22 protein-coding genes are annotated in these 22233 nt (G+C 32.2%); 6 read left to right on the top strand and 16 right to left on the bottom strand.

Features of this window, described 5'->3' with window-relative positions; genetic code table 11:
• Positions 1-4: 4 nt before the first annotated feature.
• A complete protein-coding gene (gene folP / locus JK636_RS03510; RefSeq protein ID WP_202747467.1) occupies positions 5-811 on the bottom strand; it encodes a dihydropteroate synthase in 807 nt (268 codons plus the stop codon).
• A gap of 14 nt (positions 812-825) precedes the next feature.
• On the bottom strand, positions 826-1383 hold the full coding sequence (gene folE, locus JK636_RS03505) for a GTP cyclohydrolase I FolE (RefSeq protein ID WP_202748717.1): 558 nt from the start codon (positions 1381-1383) through the stop codon (positions 826-828).
• A gap of 137 nt (positions 1384-1520) precedes the next feature.
• Here folE and JK636_RS03500 point away from each other — a divergent pair, with 137 nt between their 5' ends.
• The gene (locus JK636_RS03500; RefSeq protein ID WP_202747466.1) at positions 1521-2363 is read left to right on the top strand and encodes a PHP domain-containing protein; all 843 of its coding nucleotides are present in this window, start codon (positions 1521-1523) and stop codon (positions 2361-2363) included.
• Between the two features lie 73 nt (positions 2364-2436).
• On the opposite strand, the gene JK636_RS03495 is transcribed toward JK636_RS03500, so the two are convergent.
• Complete coding sequence (locus JK636_RS03495) at positions 2437-3354, bottom strand: glycerophosphodiester phosphodiesterase (RefSeq protein ID WP_202747465.1); 918 nt, start codon at positions 3352-3354, stop codon at positions 2437-2439.
• Between the two features lie 125 nt (positions 3355-3479).
• A complete protein-coding gene (locus JK636_RS03490) occupies positions 3480-4379 on the bottom strand; it encodes a hypothetical protein (RefSeq protein WP_202747464.1) in 900 nt (299 codons plus the stop codon).
• Between the two features lie 333 nt (positions 4380-4712).
• Here JK636_RS03490 and JK636_RS03485 point away from each other — a divergent pair, with 333 nt between their 5' ends.
• The gene (locus JK636_RS03485; protein ID WP_202747463.1) at positions 4713-5234 is read left to right on the top strand and encodes a GNAT family N-acetyltransferase; all 522 of its coding nucleotides are present in this window, start codon (positions 4713-4715) and stop codon (positions 5232-5234) included.
• 260 nt (positions 5235-5494) lie between these two features.
• Here JK636_RS03485 and JK636_RS03480 read toward each other — a convergent pair whose 3' ends face one another.
• The 6 genes from JK636_RS03480 to JK636_RS03455 form a co-directional block, all read right to left on the bottom strand.
• Positions 5495-6640, bottom strand: coding sequence for an NAD(P)/FAD-dependent oxidoreductase (locus tag JK636_RS03480; protein ID WP_202747462.1), 1146 nt, complete (start codon positions 6638-6640; stop codon positions 5495-5497).
• Between the two features lie 66 nt (positions 6641-6706).
• Positions 6707-8446, bottom strand: a complete 1740-nt coding sequence (gene cydC / locus JK636_RS03475; protein ID WP_202747461.1) for a thiol reductant ABC exporter subunit CydC — start codon at positions 8444-8446, stop codon at positions 6707-6709.
• Complete coding sequence (gene cydD, locus JK636_RS03470) at positions 8443-10161, bottom strand: thiol reductant ABC exporter subunit CydD (RefSeq protein WP_202747460.1); 1719 nt, start codon at positions 10159-10161, stop codon at positions 8443-8445. The genes cydC and cydD overlap by 4 nt, the downstream gene beginning before the upstream one ends.
• 11 nt (positions 10162-10172) lie before the next feature.
• On the bottom strand, positions 10173-11177 hold the full coding sequence (gene cydB, locus JK636_RS03465) for a cytochrome d ubiquinol oxidase subunit II (protein WP_202747459.1): 1005 nt from the start codon (positions 11175-11177) through the stop codon (positions 10173-10175).
• Positions 11168-12559: a cytochrome ubiquinol oxidase subunit I gene (locus tag JK636_RS03460; protein ID WP_202747458.1), complete on the bottom strand. Its 1392-nt coding sequence runs from the start codon at positions 12557-12559 to the stop codon at positions 11168-11170. The genes cydB and JK636_RS03460 overlap by 10 nt, the downstream gene beginning before the upstream one ends.
• Positions 12560-12661: 102 nt before the next feature.
• Positions 12662-13543, bottom strand: coding sequence for a prenyltransferase (locus tag JK636_RS03455; protein ID WP_202747457.1), 882 nt, complete (start codon positions 13541-13543; stop codon positions 12662-12664).
• A gap of 145 nt (positions 13544-13688) precedes the next feature.
• Here JK636_RS03455 and JK636_RS03450 point away from each other — a divergent pair, with 145 nt between their 5' ends.
• Positions 13689-14639 (top strand): polyprenyl synthetase family protein, encoded by a 951-nt coding sequence (locus JK636_RS03450; protein WP_202747456.1) that lies wholly within the window; start codon positions 13689-13691, stop codon positions 14637-14639.
• A gap of 381 nt (positions 14640-15020) precedes the next feature.
• Here the strand turns inward: JK636_RS03450 and JK636_RS03445 are convergent, their stop codons facing one another.
• A complete protein-coding gene (locus JK636_RS03445; protein ID WP_202747455.1) occupies positions 15021-15254 on the bottom strand; it encodes a DUF2164 domain-containing protein in 234 nt (77 codons plus the stop codon).
• Between the two features lie 290 nt (positions 15255-15544).
• Here JK636_RS03445 and JK636_RS03440 point away from each other — a divergent pair, with 290 nt between their 5' ends.
• Together JK636_RS03440 and JK636_RS03435 are read left to right on the top strand one after the other, a co-directional pair.
• A complete protein-coding gene (locus JK636_RS03440; RefSeq protein ID WP_202747454.1) occupies positions 15545-16111 on the top strand; it encodes a TetR/AcrR family transcriptional regulator in 567 nt (188 codons plus the stop codon).
• Positions 16112-16259: 148 nt separating this feature from the next.
• A complete protein-coding gene (locus tag JK636_RS03435; RefSeq protein WP_202747453.1) occupies positions 16260-18029 on the top strand; it encodes an oleate hydratase in 1770 nt (589 codons plus the stop codon).
• Positions 18030-18146: 117 nt separating this feature from the next.
• On the opposite strand, the gene JK636_RS03430 is transcribed toward JK636_RS03435, so the two are convergent.
• Together JK636_RS03430 and JK636_RS03425 are read right to left on the bottom strand one after the other, a co-directional pair.
• Positions 18147-19034, bottom strand: coding sequence for a DegV family protein (locus JK636_RS03430; RefSeq protein WP_202747452.1), 888 nt, complete (start codon positions 19032-19034; stop codon positions 18147-18149).
• Positions 19035-19048: 14 nt separating this feature from the next.
• A complete protein-coding gene (locus JK636_RS03425; RefSeq protein ID WP_202747451.1) occupies positions 19049-19687 on the bottom strand; it encodes a CatA-like O-acetyltransferase in 639 nt (212 codons plus the stop codon).
• 186 nt (positions 19688-19873) lie between these two features.
• On the opposite strand from JK636_RS03425, the gene JK636_RS23780 reads away from it, so the two are divergent.
• A complete protein-coding gene (locus JK636_RS23780) occupies positions 19874-19999 on the top strand; it encodes a hypothetical protein (RefSeq protein WP_274601589.1) in 126 nt (41 codons plus the stop codon).
• A gap of 203 nt (positions 20000-20202) precedes the next feature.
• Here JK636_RS23780 and JK636_RS03420 read toward each other — a convergent pair whose 3' ends face one another.
• From JK636_RS03420 to JK636_RS03410, 3 genes are all read right to left on the bottom strand, one after another.
• Positions 20203-21048 carry an epoxyqueuosine reductase gene (locus tag JK636_RS03420; protein WP_202747450.1) on the bottom strand — a complete coding sequence of 282 codons (846 nt, stop codon included), beginning with the start codon at positions 21046-21048 and terminating at the stop codon, positions 20203-20205.
• A 177-nt stretch (positions 21049-21225) separates the two neighbouring features.
• Positions 21226-21663: a MarR family winged helix-turn-helix transcriptional regulator gene (locus JK636_RS03415; protein WP_202747449.1), complete on the bottom strand. Its 438-nt coding sequence runs from the start codon at positions 21661-21663 to the stop codon at positions 21226-21228.
• A 143-nt stretch (positions 21664-21806) separates the two neighbouring features.
• Positions 21807-22151 carry a winged helix-turn-helix transcriptional regulator gene (locus tag JK636_RS03410; RefSeq protein WP_202747448.1) on the bottom strand — a complete coding sequence of 115 codons (345 nt, stop codon included), beginning with the start codon at positions 22149-22151 and terminating at the stop codon, positions 21807-21809.
• Between the last annotated feature and the right edge of the window lie 82 nt (positions 22152-22233).

Below are 22233 nucleotides of genomic sequence, written 5' to 3'. Positions count from 1 at the left end.
CAATCTATCTCCTAACTATTGCGTCAGTCATTACTGCCGCTCTTTTATTTTCCTTCACATCATGAACTCTAACAAAATCACAGCCCTTTATAATACCTATTACAGTTGTAGCAAGGGTACCCTCTATTCTATCATGGGAAGGTAAGTTTAATGCATTTCCTATCATCGATTTTCTTGAGGTTCCAAGAAGAACAGGAAGTTTTAACTTTTTAAGATACTCAAGCTTATTCATAACCTCTAAATTCTGCTCATAGGTCTTTGCAAAGCCTATACCAGGATCTAAAATTATATTCTCAGCTTTTACTCCCGCACTTAAAGCTATATTAATACTTTCTTCTAAATCCTTCAATAAATCATCCATAAGGCTTTTATAGTCCATATTATCCTTGTTATGCATAAGAATATTTACTGTATTATATTTCGCTGCAACCTCTGCGATATATTTATCCTTCTTAAAGCCCCAAACATCATTTATTATGGAAGCTCCAGCTTTTACCGCAAGTTCTGCCACCCTTCCTTTATAAGTATCAACAGAAATAGGTACGTGAGTTTCCTTAGAAAGTGCTTCTATTATAGGTATAACTCTTTTTATCTCTTCTTCTTCATTTACAGGAAGATGGTTTGGTCTTGTTGATTCTCCCCCTACATCTATAATATCTGCACCCTCTTCAAGCATTTCTCTTGCATGTGCTAAAGCAGCTTCTATATTATTGAATTTTCCGCCATCAGAAAAAGAATCAGGTGTAGCATTTAAAATTCCCATTATGTAAGTTCTTTCCTCTAGTTTAAATTCCTTGTTTCCAATAAACATCTTTTGTCCCCCTTTTAGCTTAAGCTTATCATTCTAAAAACCTCATTTTTTAAGCTTTCATTATCTTTAAAATCACCAAGATATGCGGTTGTTACTGTTTTACTTCCTGGCTTTTTTACTCCCCTCATAGTCATGCAAAGATGTTCCGCTTCTATAACTACCATAACTCCCTTAGGGTTTAAATATTCCATTAAAGCCTTAGCAATTTGATTAGTCATTCTCTCCTGAAGCTGAGGTCTCTTAGCAAAAACTTCAACAGTCCTTGCAAGCTTGCTTAAACCTGTTACCTTTCCATTTGATATATATGCCACATGAACTTTACCGTAAAAAGGTATCAGGTGATGCTCACACATGGAATAAAACTGTATGTCCTTTTCTAAAACAATACCATCTTCCTCTACTGAAAACACTCTATCTAAATGAGTCTTAGCACTTTCAAAATTCCCAGAAAATATTTCTTCATACATTCTGGCAATTCTGTCGGGGGTATCCAAAAGGCCTTCCCTCTCAGGATCCTCTCCTATAGCCTCCAGCATCATTTTTACTGCTTCTTTTATCTTAAGCTTATCTATCATTTTAACACTCCTATTGCATTACATTTGTTTACAGATAAATTATATAACTTATTCTTTATTATATCAAAAAAATAGTTTATAATTAATTAAAACATTTTACAAATACACTATTTAATAGTTAAAGGAATGATTTTATGACGCTTAAAGCAGATTTACATATGCACACTCATGCCTCTGATGGAAAATTAACTTCCATAGAGATAGTAAATAAATGCAAAATCAAAGGTCTTGATATAATATCAATAACTGACCATGATACAACTGCCGGCATAGAAGAGGCGCTTACTCATGGCTTGGAGCTTGGAATAACCGTTGTCCCAGGTATAGAGCTTTCAACAACCTATAACGGAGAAAGTATTCATGTTCTTGGATATTTTAGAGATGATTCTTATAAAAATAAAACTTTTTCTAAAATATTGAAGGAAATGACTGACTTTAGAATAAACAGAGGAAAAAAAATAGTAGAAAATCTAGATAAACACTTTAATATTGAGCTTGACTATGACGATATATTAAGAAAGGCAAAAGGAGTAATAGCAAGGCCTCATATTGCAAAAGCCATTGTAGACAAAGGTTATGACTACAGCTGGGAATATATATTTAAAAATATTATTGGTGAAAACAGCCCTGCCTATGTTCCCAAAAAGAACTTGTCCTTAGAGGAAGGTATTAATTTACTAAAATCTGTTAATGCATTGGTGGTTTTGGCCCATCCAATTCTATACAAGAAGACAAGTGCTGAAGAACTTATGAATTATGAATTTGATGGTATTGAAGCTATATATCATATGAATACACCTAAGCAGAATGATTATTACAAATCTGTAGCCAAAAAATATAAAAAAATTATAACTGCGGGTTCTGATTTTCATGGAATAGAAAAGAAAGATAATGGTCACGGCTCCATAGGCTGTGTATCACTTACTGGAGAATATCTGACCATTTTTATGGATTCAATAAATTTAAAACTAAAATAAAAACTGGAGTCATTTAAGCAGGCTCCAGTTTTTTATAAATCATTGCTATAAATACTCATATCAACATTCTGCACTACATTGTTGATATATTCTTAAGTAACACATCTTTAGTTTTTAACTTTAATTTATCAGTTACAATCATGATTGCACCTTTTTTATAAAAATAATCAGCAACAATTTCATCGTTTACAGTCCAAACTCCAAACTTTAACTTATTATTATTTATAAGTTGTATTTTTTCATCAGAAGTATTCTCATAATTACAGTACATAAAGGCATTTCTTAATTTGTTAGCAAAATCTAAATTATCCTGATTTACATCCATCATGACAGCAATAGTAGTTGCATCACTGCGTTTTCTTAATTCAAACAAAACTTCCTTTGAATAGGAGCAAAATATAGACTTGTCCAATAATTTGTATTTATTTAAGCTGTTTAATAAATTATTATAGCTTCTAGAGGATATTTGTTTTTCATTAGGTTTAATATCTAAAATAGGTATTAATTTTTCGCTGCCGCATAGTTTAAGAAAATCCTCAAGGGTAGGTATGGAAAGACTCTCATTAACATTTCCTTTTAATCTTAGTCCTTCTATTTCCTTTAATGAATGGCTCCTAACAGTGCCCTTGCCGTTTGTAGTTCTATCTAAAATATAGTCATGCATTATAATCCATTGTCCATCTTTTGTTAATTGCAAATCTGTTTCGACTATCTTGTAGCCAGATTCCTTTGCAGCTTTAAAAGCTTCAATAGAATTTTCCGGTTCCTTTGATATCATTGGTGCACCACGATGAGCCACATAAGTAAAATCACCTAAGGATTCTATAAAATTATTATAATCATGATATGGAAAAACAACAGGCTTGACTGATTTACTATCGTTTGAGGAAGATAAAAAAGAAAAATTATAGCTTTGAAGGGGGTTGGCCATTGATAAACCTAATAAAACAAGAGACATTAAAATAACGATTACAGCAAATGGCTTACTCATAAAATCTCCTTACACTCTCCAATAGTATTTTTACTGTGCATTATATAGTATACATATAATAGCATAAAGCATTTAGAAATGATATAGTATTGGAGAGCTAAAAGAAGAAAACAAAGGAAGTTCTCTTAGAATGATTTATAATTTATAATAGGCCAAACTCTTCCAATATAAAGCTGATTCCTGTTAACAGCTCCCTTAAAGTTTACATTAATATTATCACTAAAGTATTCCTCTTTGTAACTAATTCCATTTGTAGAATCTTGCGTTGACCAATATTTGAAGCCTACTATATTTCCTTTGTCATCCTTTATCCAATTAATAAACACAGCAGTATGCCCAGATTTTGTTCTGCTAAAATCAATAAAATCGCCAGATTTAGCATCTTCAAGTCTTTTTATTTGAGTCCCAAGTCCATATTTGACTATTGCTCCAGCAAGCTGATCACCTTCAGACTTTGGTCCTCCTTGTGCAGCAAACCAAGTCAGCATAAAATCCTTCATATTATCAATAGACATATTATTAAAGTTATCCATTTGCATTCCGGCTTCCTTATTTCGTTCTTCCATGGCTTTAAAGAAAACTTCAAATGTTAAACCAACACAATGACTAGATTTGCTCCCGTCTGGGTTTGCCTTAGCAATTGTAGAACCTTTATAAGCAATATTTTCTGTTACTCCGTTATAATGCTCATAATCATTATTTAAAAGATATGGATATTTCCCACCCTTATAAGACTCTATAACCTTTATTACATAACTATTTAATTCTGAATTTTGAGCAATAGCTTTCATATCTTTTTGTGAAACATTTACACTTGCAGCTTGTGAAGTCTTTTCTTCTGAACCTAAGTTTTGAGAAGAATTATCGGCACTCTTATTTGTTGATTCATTTTTTATAACATTCTCTGAAGATTTATAAGCCTTATTTGACTTTAATATAGTTTGTCCCAAAATAATATAGGAAGCACCAGCAGTTAATATAATTAATAAAGCAATACTTCTAAAAGTCTTATTTTTCAAAATCATAAGCTTGTCTCCTTGTCCATCAGTTTAAACTTATTTATAATAATAAATTAACAGACAAAATTTTTCAACAAATATCGACATATTTCTGCATATACCAATTTTACTATAACTGGTTTTACTGGTCTTATAAGCATTGTATGAACAGTAAAACTTATCAAAAGTATCAATGCAGGTATTCTTACTAGGGAATGGCTGATAATGGCAAGTTAAAAGAAGATATAATTTATTTCAAATAGAAAACAATAATCTCCTTGAATCATTGTTATTACCTTCACGCTTCAGATATAATAATAGTAAATACTTGCAGATTACTACGATGTTAAGGAGGCTTTTATGTCTGATATTATAATCAAATTGCTCGAGGAGTCAGATGCACAGGAACTTTTTACATTTGAACTTAAAAATAGGGATTTTTTTAAAAGAGTAGGTTTCCCAAGAGGCGATAACTATTATGAATTAAATAATTTCAGTACAATAGTAAAGGAGTCAGCTGAGGAACAAGAGAAAGGATTATCATATATGTATTTAATAAAGAATCATTCTGGAATGATTCTTGGCAGAATAAATTTATTATCAATAGTAAGAGGAAGTTTTAATAAGGCTGAACTAGGCTATAGAATGGGCGAGGAACATCAGGGAAAGGGATATGCAACAAGCGCTGTAAAACTTGTTTTAGATGAAGCAGTAAATAGGCATAAGCTTCATAGGATAGAGGCTGGGACATCACCTAATAATATAGGATCTCAAATAGTATTAATAAAGAATGGTTTCCAGTTTGTTGGGCGTTTTAGTAAATATATCAATAAGAATGGAGAATGGTGTGACAGCATATATTTTGAAAGAATACTTGATTAAATATATTTTGTTATTACCGTTATTCGTACAACTTATTTAAGAGCATGATAAAAACAGCATTAATATATATAATGTAATAAAGTTCTTACATTAATGAAGTCATAAAATATCCAATCTTCAAGGATTTTTGGGACATCTTTAATGTATTAGAACTTTTGCATTATATATAAATATTAATACTGTTTTTGTGTTATTCTTTATGATTTTTTTTATTTTGATCCTCAAAACTGTATATCGATGTTCTTATAAAAAATGGATTCTTATATCTTAGTAAATGGATATTTAAATGCTGCTATAAGCTCTCTTCCAAAATTTTTAAAGCTGTAATTCTTAATACCGCATAAAATATAGTGCATAAAAATGCCTTTGCGCCCTCTTACCTCAACTCCCATTGCTTCACCAATACTTGAAATATATAAAGGAATTATCCAGCCTAAGTCTATAGGATTAAATTTGCTTTTGGATCCATTGTTTATTGCTGCTGCAATATTCTTACCAGCATGTTTTCCTGACATTTCAGCGAAGGTAACAGCCCTTCTTAAAAATTTTCCATCCTTACCTTTTATAGCGGCAGCATCTCCAGCTGCATAAACTTCTTTATAATTTGGTATTGATAGATATTCATCTACGATTATTCTTCCATCAGGAAGTGACGCATAATTTCCTATTGGTTTTAAAGAAGATTTAACTCCACTGCACCAGCAGAAAAAAACATCCTTAATAATTTCATCGTTCTTTAAGGTTATATTTTCACCATCAAACTGAGCAATTTGATTTTCAGTATAGATTTTAAAATCCAACTTCTTAAGTTTACCCATAACATGACTAGAGGATTTTTCTGAAAGCATAGGAAGTACTTTTTTCGCTAGCTCAACAAATACTACATTAAGTTTTTTGCCTTGCTTCTTTGCATAGTCATATAGGTTGCAGGCAAGCTCAATACCTGTAAATCCAGCCCCTGAAACTACTAAAGTAGGATTCTCAGTCTTTCTTATATAACCTTCAAATCTTTCCCTAACATTATTAGCAGCCTCTAGTGAATCTAATAAATTTACATTTTCAAGATGCTGATTAAAACCATATAAGTTCGTTGTTGAACCAGCGGCCATAACTAGATAATCATAAGTGTACTTAGTTTTTGAGGTTGTAATTTCATTCATATCTAAATTGATATTTGTTATTTCTTCCTTTAAAAATTTAACTCTTCTTGGCAGTAAGCTGGATATTTTTTCAGTTATATCTTTTTCTTTCAGCCTGCCGCTTGTAAGCTCCGGAAGATTAGGAAGCATTGTTGTATATTCATTCTTGTCTATAAGATAGATTTCATTTTCTTTTGATACTTTCTTTGATAGCTGCTTTGCTGCCTTAATACCAGCAAAGCCCCCGCCAACTATAAATATTTTCATAATATATTCCCCCTATGTTATATAATTTTATTTTTATTTAACTATATAGATTTCAAAGTAAATCTGCTAATTGAAACTATGTAGTTCAGTTATATATTGCTGTTGTATGTTCCACAGCTTATAATAAGTTCCCTTTATATTTATCAGCTCATTATGGGTTCCTCTTTCGATAATCCTACCTTTGTCCATTACCAATATTTCATCAAACTTTTCCATAGAAACCAGTCTATGAGTTACCCAAACACAGCTTTTGTTTTCTATATCCTCATGAATTTCCTCTATGATTTTTCTTTCAATATTTATATCAAGGCTTGCAGTAGGTTCGTCTAACAACACTATTTTACTTTTCTTAAGCATTGCTCTTGTTAAAGCCAGTCGTTGTTTTTCTCCTCCTGAGTAATTACTTCCAAACTCTCCAAGCATTGTATCCAAGCCATCTGCGAGATCTCCAACAAATTGTTCAAGCTGCATTTCCTTAAGCTTTTTCATTATATCTTCTTCACTTATATCGCCATTTGCAATAAGTAAATTCTCTTTAACTGTAGTATTAAATAAATATGGGTTCTGATCTACATAAGTAAAGTTCTTTCTCAGCTCTTCCTTATCGATTTTTGAATAAGGGAGTCCTCCAAGTTCAATTTGTCCACGTTCATATCTCATGAAGCCAAGCAGAGTTCTTAAAACACTGCTTTTGCCAGACCCGCTTGCTCCAACAATAGCTATCTTTTTACCATAAGGAAGGTCAAAAGATATATTTTTAATGATTGAATTTTCTCCGCCCTCTTCACAAACCTCTAAATCTTTAACTACCAAATCAAATTTATCTGCCTTATTATATTCATTATCTTTATAATCACTGCTGTCTATTATAGAAAAAATATTAGTCCCAGCATTATTTGCTTCTTTAAATTTATAAAGAATGTTTGGCATCGGCATTAAAGCTTCAAAGGAGGCCATAGCTGCTAAAGGAATCATGGCATAGTAAACACCTTCCAATACTCCCATACTTACAGCTGGAGCCATAATTAAAAGAGAAAATACTATAACTAAACTTACGGATAGAGAATATAAGCTTTCTCCAATAACTGCAATTAAATTTTTCCTCTTTTGAATTGCTAAGTGTTCAACGCTTAATCTATTAAACTCTAAGGTAAATTGCTCCTTTAGTGAAAATATAGAAGTTTCAACTATTCCTTTTACTATATCTATTATTAATGAATTAAGTTCCTTCTTTATTTCCGCCTCTCTTTCAATGTAGCCTTTGTTAAATTCATATAATATTACAGGAATAATAAAGCCGGAAATTATATAAATTAAAATATAAATAATAGCAGCTTTTTTATTAAAATATGAAATAAAAATAGAAGTTATTATTCCAGTCAATACTGCTGTTATAAGAGGATATATCCCCCTTAAAAAAAATTCCTTTAATGTATCTACATCATTTATAAGCTTTGTGTAAATATCGCCTGTTTTAAAGTTTTTGTTGTTCTCAGAATAGTGCTCGTTAAAATTCTTGTAAAACCACCTTCTCATACTGCTTAATATTCTAAAGGTAGTATCATGAGAAAATATTCTTTCTAAATATCTGAACACTCCTCTTGATATTCCAAAAAACCTGACAGCTACAATTAAAACCATAAGATCCAGTACATCAGGATGCAGAGCAGCTTTCGATATAAGCACAGAAGATGTAGCAAGCATTCCAACATTGCTCATAATTGTAAATATACCCATTAATAATGCTAAAGCAACAAAGAAAATATGCTTTTTCATCAGGTAATTCATCACTTTTAAAATCCTCATAACTGCCCCTCCATAGATGTTATCATTTCATAATACATTCCCTTGTGCTGCATCAGAGTCTCCGGGCTTCCAAATTCAACTATCCTTCCCTGCTTAAGTACCATAATTTTATCTGCATTCTTTATGGTATTTAATCTATGTGCTGCAATTAAAACAGTTTTTTCCTTCAGTGAATCTCTTAACATATTGGAAAGCATTTCTTCAGTTTCAGAATCTAAGGCTGAGGTTGGTTCATCAAGTATTACAAGATCTGAATCTTTAGCAAGAACTCTTGCTGCTGCTATTCTTTGCTTTTCTCCTCCGCTGATTTCAATTTTTTCTCCATCTCCAATTAAAGCATCATATTTGTATTCAAACTGTGCTGCAAAGTCTTTTATATTAGCAGCTTCATATATATAGGAAAGTCTATCAAGCTCTTTATCCTTTCCTAAAGAAACATTATCCTCTATACTCATATTAAATATATGCGGAAACTGTGGCACTATTGAAAGCCTGCTAAAATAGCTCTTAAGGTCTATTTTATTAATATCAATACCATTTATAAAAACCATTCCATTTTGAGGCTTTAAAAATCCACTTAATATATTTACAAGGGTAGTTTTACCGCTTCCGCTTTCGCCAACAATAGCAACCTTTTCCCCTTTATGGATTTCAAAAGTCAAATTATTTAAAGTTTCCTTTTCATCATGTGAGAAGCTAAGATTATTAACATTTATATCAATTATATTTTCATTCATTTGAAGCATTTCATCTGAATTATCATCCTTTAAACTATCCTCAATTGCCTGTATCTTTTCAATGGCAACCTGTCCATTTAAAGAAGCGTGAAACTTCATACCCAGCTGCCTCATAGGAATATAAAATTCCGGAGCTAAAATAAGTATAAAAAACGCATTTAAAAAACTTATTTTGCTATAAACAAGCCTTAGCCCAAGATTAACTGCTAACACAGCTGTACTTATGGTTGCAGAAAGTTCTAACACAAGAGCTGATAAAAAAGAAATTTTAAGCACATCCATAGTGGACTTTCTATATTCTTCACTTATTTGAAATACTTTTTCCTCCTGCAGATTGCTTCTTCCAAACAATTTCAAAGTGCTTAAACCCTGAAGCATTTCAATAAAATGAGAACTTAAAATACTTAGCTTCTTCCATTGCCTTTCATTTACTTCCTTTGACTTATAACCTATAAGCCTCATAAAAAACGGTATTATTGGATAGGTTATAAGCATAATTGCTGCAGAAAGCATATCTCTTGAAGCTGCTGCAATGCATATGATTAAAGGTATCAAAAATGAAGCAAAAGCCTGAGGTATATATTGTGAAAAATAAGGAGTTATATTTTCAATACCATCAGTTAAAATATTTATGGTTTCCCCAAGCTTTTGATTTTTAACTTTATATGGATTTGAGGAGAGTATAAGTGAGAATGTTCTTCTCCTTATACCCTCCTTAATATCTTCAGAGCAATTTTTGATATACCCTTCAATTATAAAGTTAACAAAAGATTTCAAAGCAGCATTTGCTAAAAACATAATTGTATAATTTTTTATACTTTGTACACCTAGCTTCTTTATAAATATGCTGTCTACTATTAGCGCTAATAGATAAGCGTTTAATATAGTAAATGCAGAATTTAAAATAGAAGAAAGTACTGCTGCGGGAATATAAAGTTTTTTTAGAACGCCTTCTTTTAGTAATCTTTTATTAAACATTTTTTACCGCCTTAATATTCCAAGTCTTTCACTGTAATTCTTTTTCTAAATACCCAATAACTCCATGCCTGATAGCCTAAAACAATTGGTACAAACACTAAGGCAACCTTAGTAATAAGAGATAAAGTCTTTAGACTGGAGGATGCATTTTGTATTGTAAGACTGAATTCAGGACTTATATTAGAAACCATAACTCTTGGGAATAAGCCTAAGAATAAAGCCCCTACTCCAAGTGCAATTGCAAAACCATTTGTAATCATAGCAAACTTTACTTTTTTAGTGTTTACTAAATATAAGCTCAAAACTAAGAAACAAAGTCCTAAAATAGATGCTGCTATTGCAAAACTGCTCTTAAATAAATCAGTCTGAACAAAGGTTAAAATTATTAAAATCAAGGATGCTGCTATTGCATAAATACCTTCTGTTTCAGCAACCTTCAAAGCCTTCTTTTCAATATCCCCTGTAGTCTTTAAGGATAAAAATACTGCTCCATGGAATATGAATACTAAAAGTGTAGTTACTCCAGCGACTAAAGTGTAAACTGAAATCAAGTCAAAGAATCCGCCCACATAATTCAAAGTTTTATCTATAGGGACACCTTTTATAAGATTAGCTAAAGCGACTCCCCATAAAACAGCCAGCAGAGTGCTGCTTGCAAAAATTATTCTATCCCAATTTTCTCTCCAGGTCTTGCTTTCATTCTTGCTTCTAAACTCAAAGGCAACGCCTCTAAGAATTAAAGCAACCAAAACCAAAAGCAAGGCTAAATAAAAACCACTGAACATAGTAGCATACCAGTTAGGAAAAGCAGCAAATATTGCTCCTCCTGCTGTTATAAGCCAAACCTCATTTCCATCCCAAAAAGGTCCTATGCTATTTATAATTGCTCTTCTCTCTTCATCCTTTTTACCCAAGAAAGGAAGCAATATTCCTACTCCAAAATCAAAACCTTCTAGAAAGAAGAAACCAATAAAGAGTATAGCAATGAGTGCAAACCATATATTTCCTAAATCCATAATGATCCCTCCTTGTTACCTTTTGCCTCAGACTTTCCTGCTTCCACTTTAAGAGGAGACTCTTTAGCAAATTTAAACATTAAGATTACATCTATTACCATTAAAATAGAGTACAGTAGTGTAAACACTATTAAAGAAGTTAATACATAAGAAGCTGATACTGTAGGTGAAATAGCTTGATCAAGCTTTAAAAGTCCAAATACTATCCATGGCGTACGGCTTGACTCTGTTAAGATCCAGCCTGTAGAGTTTGCTATATATGGAAGTACTATTGCAATTGTTAAGATCTTAAGAAAACCCTTTTTATCTTCTATTTTACCTTTTTTATAAAAGAACACTGCAAGTAGCGCTAAAAGCAGCATCATAACTCCTGAGCCAACCATAGCTCTAAAGGTATAAAAGGAAAGAGTAACAGGCGGTATATAATTTCCAGCCCCATACTGCTTTTCATATCTTGCCTGAATATCATTAAGACCTTCAACTTTCCCGCTGAAGCTATTGTAGCTCATAAAACTTAAAAGTTTTGGAATAGCTATCTCAAATGTATTCTTTTTATTTTTTTCATCTACAATAGATACGATGCTAAGAGGAGCCGGATCCTTGCTGTCCCATAATGCTTCTGCTGCAGCCATTTTCATAGGAAGATGCTTAACAAGGTATTTTCCCTGTGCATCCCCTGCTCCTGCTACCAAAATAGTTGAGATTAAAGCTGTAACAATTCCAATCTTTAAGGATGACTTCACCCATTCTTCTTTATTCTTTTTAGCTAAGTGATAGGCACTGATTCCTAAAACAAAGAATCCACCTGTGGCCATAGCAGCAAAGATTGTATGAGGAAATTGAACCCACAAATGAGAATTTCCAAGTACCTTTGAGAAGCTGTCTAATTCTGCTCTTCCATTATTAATAACATATCCAACAGGCTCATGCATAAAGGAGTTTGCAGTCAAAATCCAAAATGCAGAAAGCATTGTAGATAATGCTACTATCCAAATTGATGCCAAGTGTATTTTTTTAGAAACCTTGTCCCATCCAAAAATCCAAATTCCAAGAAATGTGGATTCCAGAAAGAAAGCTAGCAAAGCTTCGATGGCAAGAGGAACTCCAAAAATATCTCCTACATATCTTGAATAATTAGACCAGTTCATACCAAACTGAAACTCTTGAACTAATCCTGTGACAACTCCCATTGCAAAATTAATCAGAAATAATTTTCCCCAGAACTTGGTCATATGCTTATACTTTTCATCTTTAGTTTTAACATAGAATGATTCCATAATAGCTAAAAGCAATGCCAGTCCAATAGTCAATGGTACAAAGAAAAAATGATAGACTGTTGTTACTGCAAATTGCAGCCTTGCTAATGTAATTACATTTCCCATTTTAAATTTACTCCCTTCAATAATTGTTATTATTAGATAATTCCTTTTTTCTTTATTATAAAACTTTTTTGTAAACATTTAAAGTACTTTTGGAAAAAAAGTCTAAATTTTTGTTAAAATTAATACTATAAGTAATTCTATTCCAAAAGCTAAATAGAGCTTTGCAGTAGCCGGTATTAATAATTTTGTATTTTCCTTCATATTTCGCGTGATATTTTTAACTAAAGGAAGGGTTGTTACTATTATTAGACTCCATAATGGAAGAAGTTTTACAAGAGCAAGAATTATAGTATTTATATAAGCAAAAACTATAAGACCATAGTATATATTTACTCCATGCTTATACCCTATTCTCACAGTTAAGGTTTTTATTCCTCTTTCTTTATCTTTTATATAATCTCTTATTTCATTTGCAAGAAGTATTGCCGGTATAAAAAGTCCGAAGGTACAAGAATAAAGAATAGGCATTATAGAAAAACTTTTTGAAAAAACAAGGTAGCTTGAATAAACCATAAGAGGACCCATCATAATAAATGACATTACTGCTCCTAAGCCGTAATTTTTATAGCTAAAAGGCTTTCCAGCATAAGCATAGGCTGAAAATAATCCTATTAATTCTATTACAAAAAGTTGTATGCCGCTGTAAAAGCTAAGATATGTGCCAATTAAGAAAGTAATAAACATAAAAATAAGTCCGCACTTAAAAAATAATATTTCATCCTTTGTTCTTTTATAACCTAAAAAATAGGAATTTCTGTTTATTTTTATTTCTTCATCTACCTCTTCATCGAAAAAGTTATTAATCAAATTAACACCACTCTGAAGTAAAATACCTGCAATAGTAATTAAAAATATTTTAAACAAATCGAATTTTACATTCTTAAACAGATAACCAGCTCTACAAGCAGAAATAATTCCAAGAGTTGTAGATATTATAGTCACAACTAAAGTAGCAGGTCTTGATTCTTTTATTATCTTTTTCATCATAAAATCACCTCATAAAGATTTTAAAAATAGCATAATAATATACTGAATGTTTTCCTATAATATGCTAAAATTAATTATTATTGGACATATATTATTAGAATTATTATAATGTAAAAAATAGACAATGAAAAGAGGACAGGCTATGAAAAATGAGAATATTACCAAGAATAAGCTTGATGGGGATTTATTAGAAATAAGAAAAACCATTCTTAATAATTTAAAAAGCACAGAAAAAAATTCTACTAAACTTATGGACAACCTAGCAGCTGACAAGGGGAAATTGCTAAGAGCACTGTTTGTTCTTTTAGGGGGAAGCTTTGGAAACATAAATCGTGAAAAGCTTATAGAAATGGCGTCAGCTATAGAACTTTTGCACCTGGCCACCTTAGTTCATGACGATATTATAGATGAGGCAAATTATAGACGAGGAAAAAGCACTATACAAAGCAGCTTCGGAGTAAAGGCTGGAATATTTACAGGAGATTATCTTTTTGCTCAAAGCTATGTCATTTTTTCAAGAAATGTTAGCCCTGAAAGCATTATGGAAGTATCAAACACTATAAAAACTATTTGCACAGGTGAAATAAATCAGTTTTTTTCTGTTTTTTCCTTAGAGGCTGACATAAAATCTTATTTAAAAAGAATAAATGGCAAATGTGCTTCCCTATTTTCATTAAGTCTTTCAATTGGTGCCTATGAAGGAAATGCGGATAAAGTTATAATAAAAAAATTAAAATCAATTGGTTATTATACAGGAATGGCTTTTCAGCTTATTGACGACATTCTTGATATAACAGCTGAAACTGATCTATTAGGAAAGCCTTCTGGAAACGATATAAAGGAAGGAATTTATACGCTGCCCCTTCTTTATGAGATAAAAAACTCTCATAACCTTATTATTGAAAATCTAAGAAATGGCAGCACTGAAAAAGTAATAGAAATACTTAGGACATCAGAAGGACTGCTTAAAGCAAAAGAAACAGCAAAAAAATATACAGATAAATCTTTAAAACTCATTGATAGCCTACCTGAAAGCTTTGAGAAATCTTATCTGAAGCAAATTGTTGAGAAGATGTTAGTAAGAGAATATTAGAAAGATACTAATATAGAAAATAAAATTTCAGACAAAGTGGCAGGCTCAAAACAGCTAAACTTAGCGTGGTATTTGAATATGTAGAAACATTTGAGCAAGCAGCAATAAGACTTCAGAGAAAGGGGCTGTGGCACAATGGCTAAACTAGCGTGTTATTTGAAATTGTAGGAACGTTTGAGTGAGCATTAGATATTCTTGTTTCTGAATTTGAATAAGACCTTAGAGTTGTTGGTTATGTTTGAAGTATGAGTTTAACCAAAACTCTTGGTTTTATTCAAATTCAGAAACTTAGAATATCTTTGCGAAACGAAGGTTCTCTAAATTTCAAATAACACGCTATAGATTTAAGCCATTGTGCCACAGCCTCTCTTACGCTCCAAGTTATTTCTGAATTGTTAATATATCTTCAACTCTATCGCTCATATATTTGTAAGAGTCATACACTCCTTTATTATAAAATTCCGGTGCGATTTCTTCTATTATAAAATTCAGCATCAGATTTGAAGCCAAATCTCCTATCTCTTCTTCCCTTTCATCTAAAAAATAGTTTTTTATTGAATTTATCATATCTTCTCTTTGTTCTTTAGTTAATTTGAACATATCCTTATTCTTCATTTGACACCTCTAAAATTCATTAATATTATAGTTTCTACTAATTATAGTATCAGCTTCCAAATGCTAAGTAAATATCATAAATAATAATTGCTTATACTCTTTAAATGAATTATATATACAATGCAAAAGTTCTAATACCTTAACAATGTCCCAAAAATCCTTGAAGATTGGATATTTTGTGACATTGTTAAGGTAAGAACTTTATTGCATTATATATAGCTAGAAAGCCATAAAGATTATATAATATATTATAATATCCTAATTTATTTTCCTGAACTGGAGGAATATTTATGGCACAAACAACAAAAAAAGCAATTGCTGCATCTCTTAAGAAGCTATTGTCGGAAAAATCCATGGATAAAATCACTGTTATTGATATAGTTGAAGACTGCGAAGTTAATAGACAAACTTTTTATTATCATTTTAAGGATATATATGATCTCGTTGAATGGATTTACACCAACGAAGCCTCAAAGGCACTCGGTGATAAAAAAACCTATGATACATGGCAGCAAGGATTTATTCAAATTTTTAAATACGTGCTTGAAAACAAATCTTTTGTAATAAATACATATCACTCCCTTAAGCGAGAACACTTAGAAAATTATCTTTACAATGAAACCTATAATCTTCTTATTGGAGTTATCGAGGAAAAAGCAGCAGGTCAGAATATAAAAGAGGAAGATAAGGCATTCATAGCTCATTTTTATAAATACGCCTTTGTTGGACTTACGCTGGACTGGATTGGAAAAGGCATGAAGGGTGACCCCTCCTCTATAATAGAAAGAGTTAATATTTTAATTCACGGAAATATAATTAAAGCGCTTGAAAACTTTAGATCAGACGTTCATATTTAGACAATTACGCTCTAATGTATAAAGTTTTTACAAAATGGGTGTTGTGTCTAAAATTTCAACACTGTACTTATTTCGTCTATGGTATATGTTCTCATTAATTTTTATCATATAAGTATAGATCAAAGATAAAAATTAGGAGGTAATCAATATGTATTATAGCAATGGAAATTATGAAGCATTTGCTCGTCCTCAAAAACCTGCTGATGTGGACAAAAAATCAGCTTATCTTGTTGGGTCAGGTTTAGCAGCTTTAGCAGCTGCATGTTTTTTAGTGCGTGATGGGCAGATGAAAGGTGAAAACATTCATATTTTAGAGGAGCTTAACATCGCCGGTGGTGCCTGCGACGGTATAAATGATCCTCAAAAAGGATTTATTATAAGAGGCGGACGTGAAATGGAAAACCATTTCGAATGTTTGTGGGATTTATTCCACTCAATACCATCCATTGAAACTGAAGGAGTATCAGTTTTAGATGAGTTCTACTATCTTAATAAGAAAGATCCTAACTATTCACTTATGAGAGCTACTGTAAACAGAGGAGAAGATGCTCATACTGATGGAAAGTTTACATTAAGTCAAAAAGCATCCATGGAAATCATTAAGTTATTTATGACTCGTGATGAAGATTTATATGACAAGAAAATAACAGATGTATTCACTGATGAATTTTTCGCCTCAAACTTCTGGTTATATTGGAGAACAATGTTTGCTTTTGAAGATTGGCACAGTGCATTAGAGATGAAGCTTTATATTCAAAGATTTATTCACCATATTGGTGGTCTTCCTGATTTCTCTGCACTTAAATTCACAAAATATAATCAGTATGAATCATTAATTCTTCCTATGCTAAAATATCTTGAAAGTCATGGGGTTAGCCTCCAATATGATACAAAGGTAACAAATGTTATTTTTGACATTCAGGAAGATAAAAAAGTTGCTACAAAAATTATTTGTGAGCATAACGGAAAAGAAGAATCTATAGGTCTTACAGAAAATGATTTAGTATTTGTTACAAACGGAAGCTGTACAGAAAATTCAACTCTTGGTGATGACAATCATGCTCCAGTATTTAACGATTCTGTAGGCGGCTGCTGGGAGCTTTGGAGAAATATCGCAAAGCAGGATCCATCTTTTGGTCATCCTGATAAGTTCTGCACAGATAAGAAAGCAACAACTTGGGAATCTGCTACAGTTACTACCCTTGATGGCAGAATCCCTCCATATATAGAGAAAGTATGCAAGAGAGATCCATTCAGCGGCAATGTAGTAACAGGTGGTATCATTACCGTTAAGGATTCAAATTGGCTTATGAGTTATACATTAAATCGTCAGCCTCATTTTAAGAGTCAGCCTAAGGATCAGCTTGTAGTTTGGGTATACGGTTTATTTTCAGATGTTCCAGGAAACTATATTAAGAAGCCAATGAAAGAATGTACAGGAATTGAGATTACTGAAGAATGGCTTTACCATTTAGGAGTGCCTGAAGCAGAAATACATGATATGGCAACTAAATCAGCTCACTGCATCCCATGTATGATGCCTTATATAACTGCATTCTTTATGCCAAGAGCAAAAGGAGACAGGCCTAGCGTGGTTCCAGATGGAAGTGTAAACTTTGCATTTATCGGACAGTTTGCTGATACCGTACGTGACACAGTATTTACAACAGAGTATTCAGTTAGAACAGCAATGGAAGCAGTTTATACTTTACTTAACGTAGACCGTGGTGTACCGGAAGTATTTAATTCCTGCTATGACGTAAGAGTATTATTAGATTCAACTGCAAAAATGCTTGATGGCAAGAAACTTACAGATTTGAAGCTTCCGCTGTCTGCAAAAATATTTGAAAGCAAAGCTCTTAAAATGGCTTCTGATACTGTTATTCTAGATTTATTAAAACGTTACAATTTAATTTAGTCAAACTTATAATTGTAATTTAACAATTAAAACAAAGCCAGTCCATTGATTTTAACAATCTATGGGCTGGCTTTTGCATTGTATATATATAATATTTAAATTTAAAAGAAACTAGTCCTAGTCCACCCTTTTATCACCTACGAAGAAAAGTGCAACTGTTCCCTGCCCTGTATGTGATCCAACCACAGTTCCAACACTATTTATCATAACAGGGGCACTTAATAAAGGAAATTTTTCTTCAATAAGATCGGCAACCTTACGTGCATCCTCGTAACATGCAGAGTTTGAGATAAAACACTTTCCTGAATAATTAACTCCATCTTTCGCATGCATTTCCATCATATTCACAATTTGAGCAATAACCTGTTTCTTACCGCGAATCTTCCTTCTAGGAATAAGTTTTCCATCATAACTCATATTTAAAAGCGGACACATGTTAAGTAAAGTTCCCACTGCCGCAGCTGTTGCAGATATGCGACCGCCGCGTTTATAATGTGTAAGATCTGTAGAGAAAAACCAATGATGTATGTTTAGTTTATTTTCCTCTACCCATGCCTGCAGCTCTTCAATTGTTGCACCATTATCTCTCATATCAGCTGCCATATCCATAAGCAGGCCATATCCTGAGGATGCTCCTAAGGAATCAATAACAATGATTTTTCTATCCGGATATCTCGATAAAAGCTCTTCTCTGGCAATCAAAGCAGAGTTGTAAGCTCCTGATAAACCAGAAGAAAAAGAAATGTGCAGAATATCCTTTCCCTCTTTTAAAAAAGGTTCAAAGAATTCTATAAACTGCCCAACATTAACCTGTGAGGTTGTAGGCATTGAGCCAGCTGCAACTCTACGATAAAACTCTTCAAAAGTCATGCTTTGTCCCAAATCATCCGGATATTCTTTCCCATCCAAAACATAATGAAAGCAAACGTATGGAATATTTCTTTGCTTAAAATAGTCATATGGCATATCTGCTGTAGAGCAGCAAGTTAAAACATAATTACACATAATATAAGACTCCTTTATAACATGTATTTCACTGGATTGTCTAGAATTTCTTGAATGTTATTAAAAAACTGACCAATATGTACTCCATCAACCAAAGAATGATGTGCCTGGACAGAAATTGGAAGCTTCATTTTTTCATTTTCCTCAAAAAACTTCCCCCAGGATATTCTCGGTATGCTGTCTATAGGATTCATCTGAATCGGATGAGTAATATTAGTAAATGAAACCCAAGGAATACTTGTTACATATAAGAGATCATCACGCCCTGGTTCATCTTCTATACTAACATTATTTTTTGTTTCCTCTATTTGCTTAAGTGTATTAGATTTAAAAGTATTATAGTTATCAATGAAATCTACAGCGCAAAAACTAAATACTTCATCATTAGTCATTACAGTAAAGGAAGGACTCACAATTTCATGTTCAACTACCTTATCTTCTCTTATTCTAAATCTAAATTCTTTTATGCTATTTGTTGCTTTGGTAGAAGCATATAACATAGATGCAAAAAAGGGTAATTCATTTTCTTTAATATATCTATAAAAATTTGTAATATCAAGATTTCCGCAAATATTAAAATGCGGGTAATTAAACTGCTTAAAATAATTATAATGATCTTTTCTGTTCCAATTTTCTATGTCTATAAATTTCACATTATCCTCCTGATTATTTTGAATAATTTTGCAATCCCTGTAGTTTATAAAACAAATAATTTTAATATTCTCTTACTCTAATTATACCATATAATCCTTTTACTCACACAAATTTCACATATTGATTTGATAGTATTACCACATTTACATTATATAATTCTATTATAGAAGACAGGAGTGATTTAAATGAAAAAAATATTAACAATAATAATCTCATTACTACTAACTTTTTCACTAACAGCCTGCGGTTCACAAAACACTTCAACAAAAAGCAATACTGATACAACTGCAAGTGCAACGCAGCATAAATAATTAATTAGCCTACAAGATTTTATATAGAAATCATTGCTCATAATTTTAAATGATGTATACGCCCCCCTTGTCTATATCATTTAAAATTAATTGCAGTTATAATGTATTATAGTAGAAAACAGCCAGGACTAAGTAGAATAGATCCCGGCTGTTTTTATTTCTTTAATATTTAAGTGCTTTGAAAGCAAGATTTCAGATATACTTTATGGGAATATAGCAGTAGGATTCTTACATTCACAAGGTACTTTAGTCTGGCATAAACCACAGCCTGACCCTACTGCTGAATTTCCTCCATAGGCTTCAGCCAGTTTTCTTGACTCGTCTCCATAAACATATTTCCAGCATTTAATCTTGTCATGACCATCTTTTGATATAGCATTAACAGGACATCTTTTAATGCAAGCTCCACAAATACCATTTCTAAATAGCAAACAATTTTCTGTATGGCTTTCAGCTTTTCTAATATCCGGTATAAGCGTTAAGTTTGTTACAACGGAGGTTAACCTTATGGCAATTCCTTTTTCAGTAATAAAGCCATCATTTATTCCAAAAGTTCCAAGACCAGCAGCAAATGCTATATGCCGTTCTGACCAGTTAGAGCTTGGCCCTGAAAGCGTGCTATAGATCTTAAATTCTTCAAGATCTGCAGGTGCAACAGCTTTATAACCCTTTTGCTCTAAAAAATTCACCAAATGCTTGTTAAGTCCTATCCGAAATCCATCTGTAAATGCACGCAGCAGAGCCCATTCTTTAGATGCATTATCCTTTTTGGCGGCATTACTTTTTATAATCTTTTCATTTATAGGCAAAACTATACTTATAACAGTTCCACCTTCATAGCTATCTTTACCAAAAAAGCTTTCAAAGGCTTCCTTGGGAGTTAAGTGATCAATGTCAATTATCTTTTTATACTCTTCAAATAACGGGTCCTCTGAAGATGCAAATTTTACAATAGGTTCATCGAAGTAGCGGTCTTGGATTTCTTCCAACCAGTTTTCCTTGCTTTCCAATACATACTCTTTAATTTCATTTCTTATTAAGTCTCTCATTATTGTACCCCCATTATATTTATAGGCTAATTTGTCCTTTTATGTCAGTCAAGCCGGCCAGAATAGCTGCATTTACTAAGAAAGGTTATAACTGTTACTCACTGTAATATCAGCTTACTACAGACTTAGATAACATCTTTACACAATTCGTGTATATACACGTTTGTTATAAAAATATTAAGGCACAAGTGCCTCAATTTTAGAAAGTAATACAGTCAACGTCTCCATATAATCCTTGCCCAAATAATGCTCAATATAATCTTGAGCCTCACTCCAACGCTGTTCTGCCTTTTCAAAAGTTTCAAGCCCAGCATCCGTCAATTTTAGCTGGCGATTGCGTGCACCATTTGCCGAAATATCTATGATAAATCCTCTTTCCTCCATTGACTTAAGATTTCTAACAAGAGTAGTCCTGTCCAGTCTGATTTTCAAAGCTAAATCACTTACACTTACAGGTCCCATATACTTTATATGCTTAAGCAATGAATATTGGCTTATTTTAAGTCCACTAGGCTCAAGGAATTCATCGTATACCTGCGTAATTGACTGTGATGCCCGGCGTAGGTTGAGACAATTACATGCAGACGGCTTTTTCTTATAAATTTTTCTATCCATACTATCACCTTATTAATTTTTCGTGTACATACACTATTTTAAATAATATATTACAAGTATTTTTTTGTCAATATCTTATAAATATACTTTGTAATTATTCAACATGAAGAAAACCTTTAGTCATTTCTGCATTCTAACCTCTTCTAAAGTTTCTGTTCATTTTGATAATTTAATCCCCAATTATACATAGCTTGAATTATCGGAGTCATTGATATACCGAGTGGGGTTAACTCGTATTCAACACGAGGAGGAACCTCAGCATATACTGTTCGTTTTACAACTTTGTCTCTCTCAAGTTCACGTAATTGCAGTGTCAATGTTCGATGTGTAACAGTAGAAATCATTCTTTGTAATTCATTGAATCTTTTTTTGCCGCCTAATAATCTATATAAAATAATCCCTTTCCACTTACCACTAATTATATTTAAAGTTGTTTCTACTGGACACGGGCGGTTATCACAATCAGGATACATGGTTTGCTCTTTCATAATTCTACTCCTTTAGTATAAAAAAGATACTTAGGTACATTTATTTATATTATATATAAAAATTGTGCGTACTTCAATATAA

Source organism: Clostridium rhizosphaerae, assembly GCF_016765585.1.
Lineage (GTDB): Bacteria > Bacillota > Clostridia > Clostridiales > Clostridiaceae > Clostridium_AT > Clostridium_AT rhizosphaerae.
Note: the sequence above shows the minus strand (reverse complement) of the source record. Positions and strands in the feature narration are given on the sequence as shown.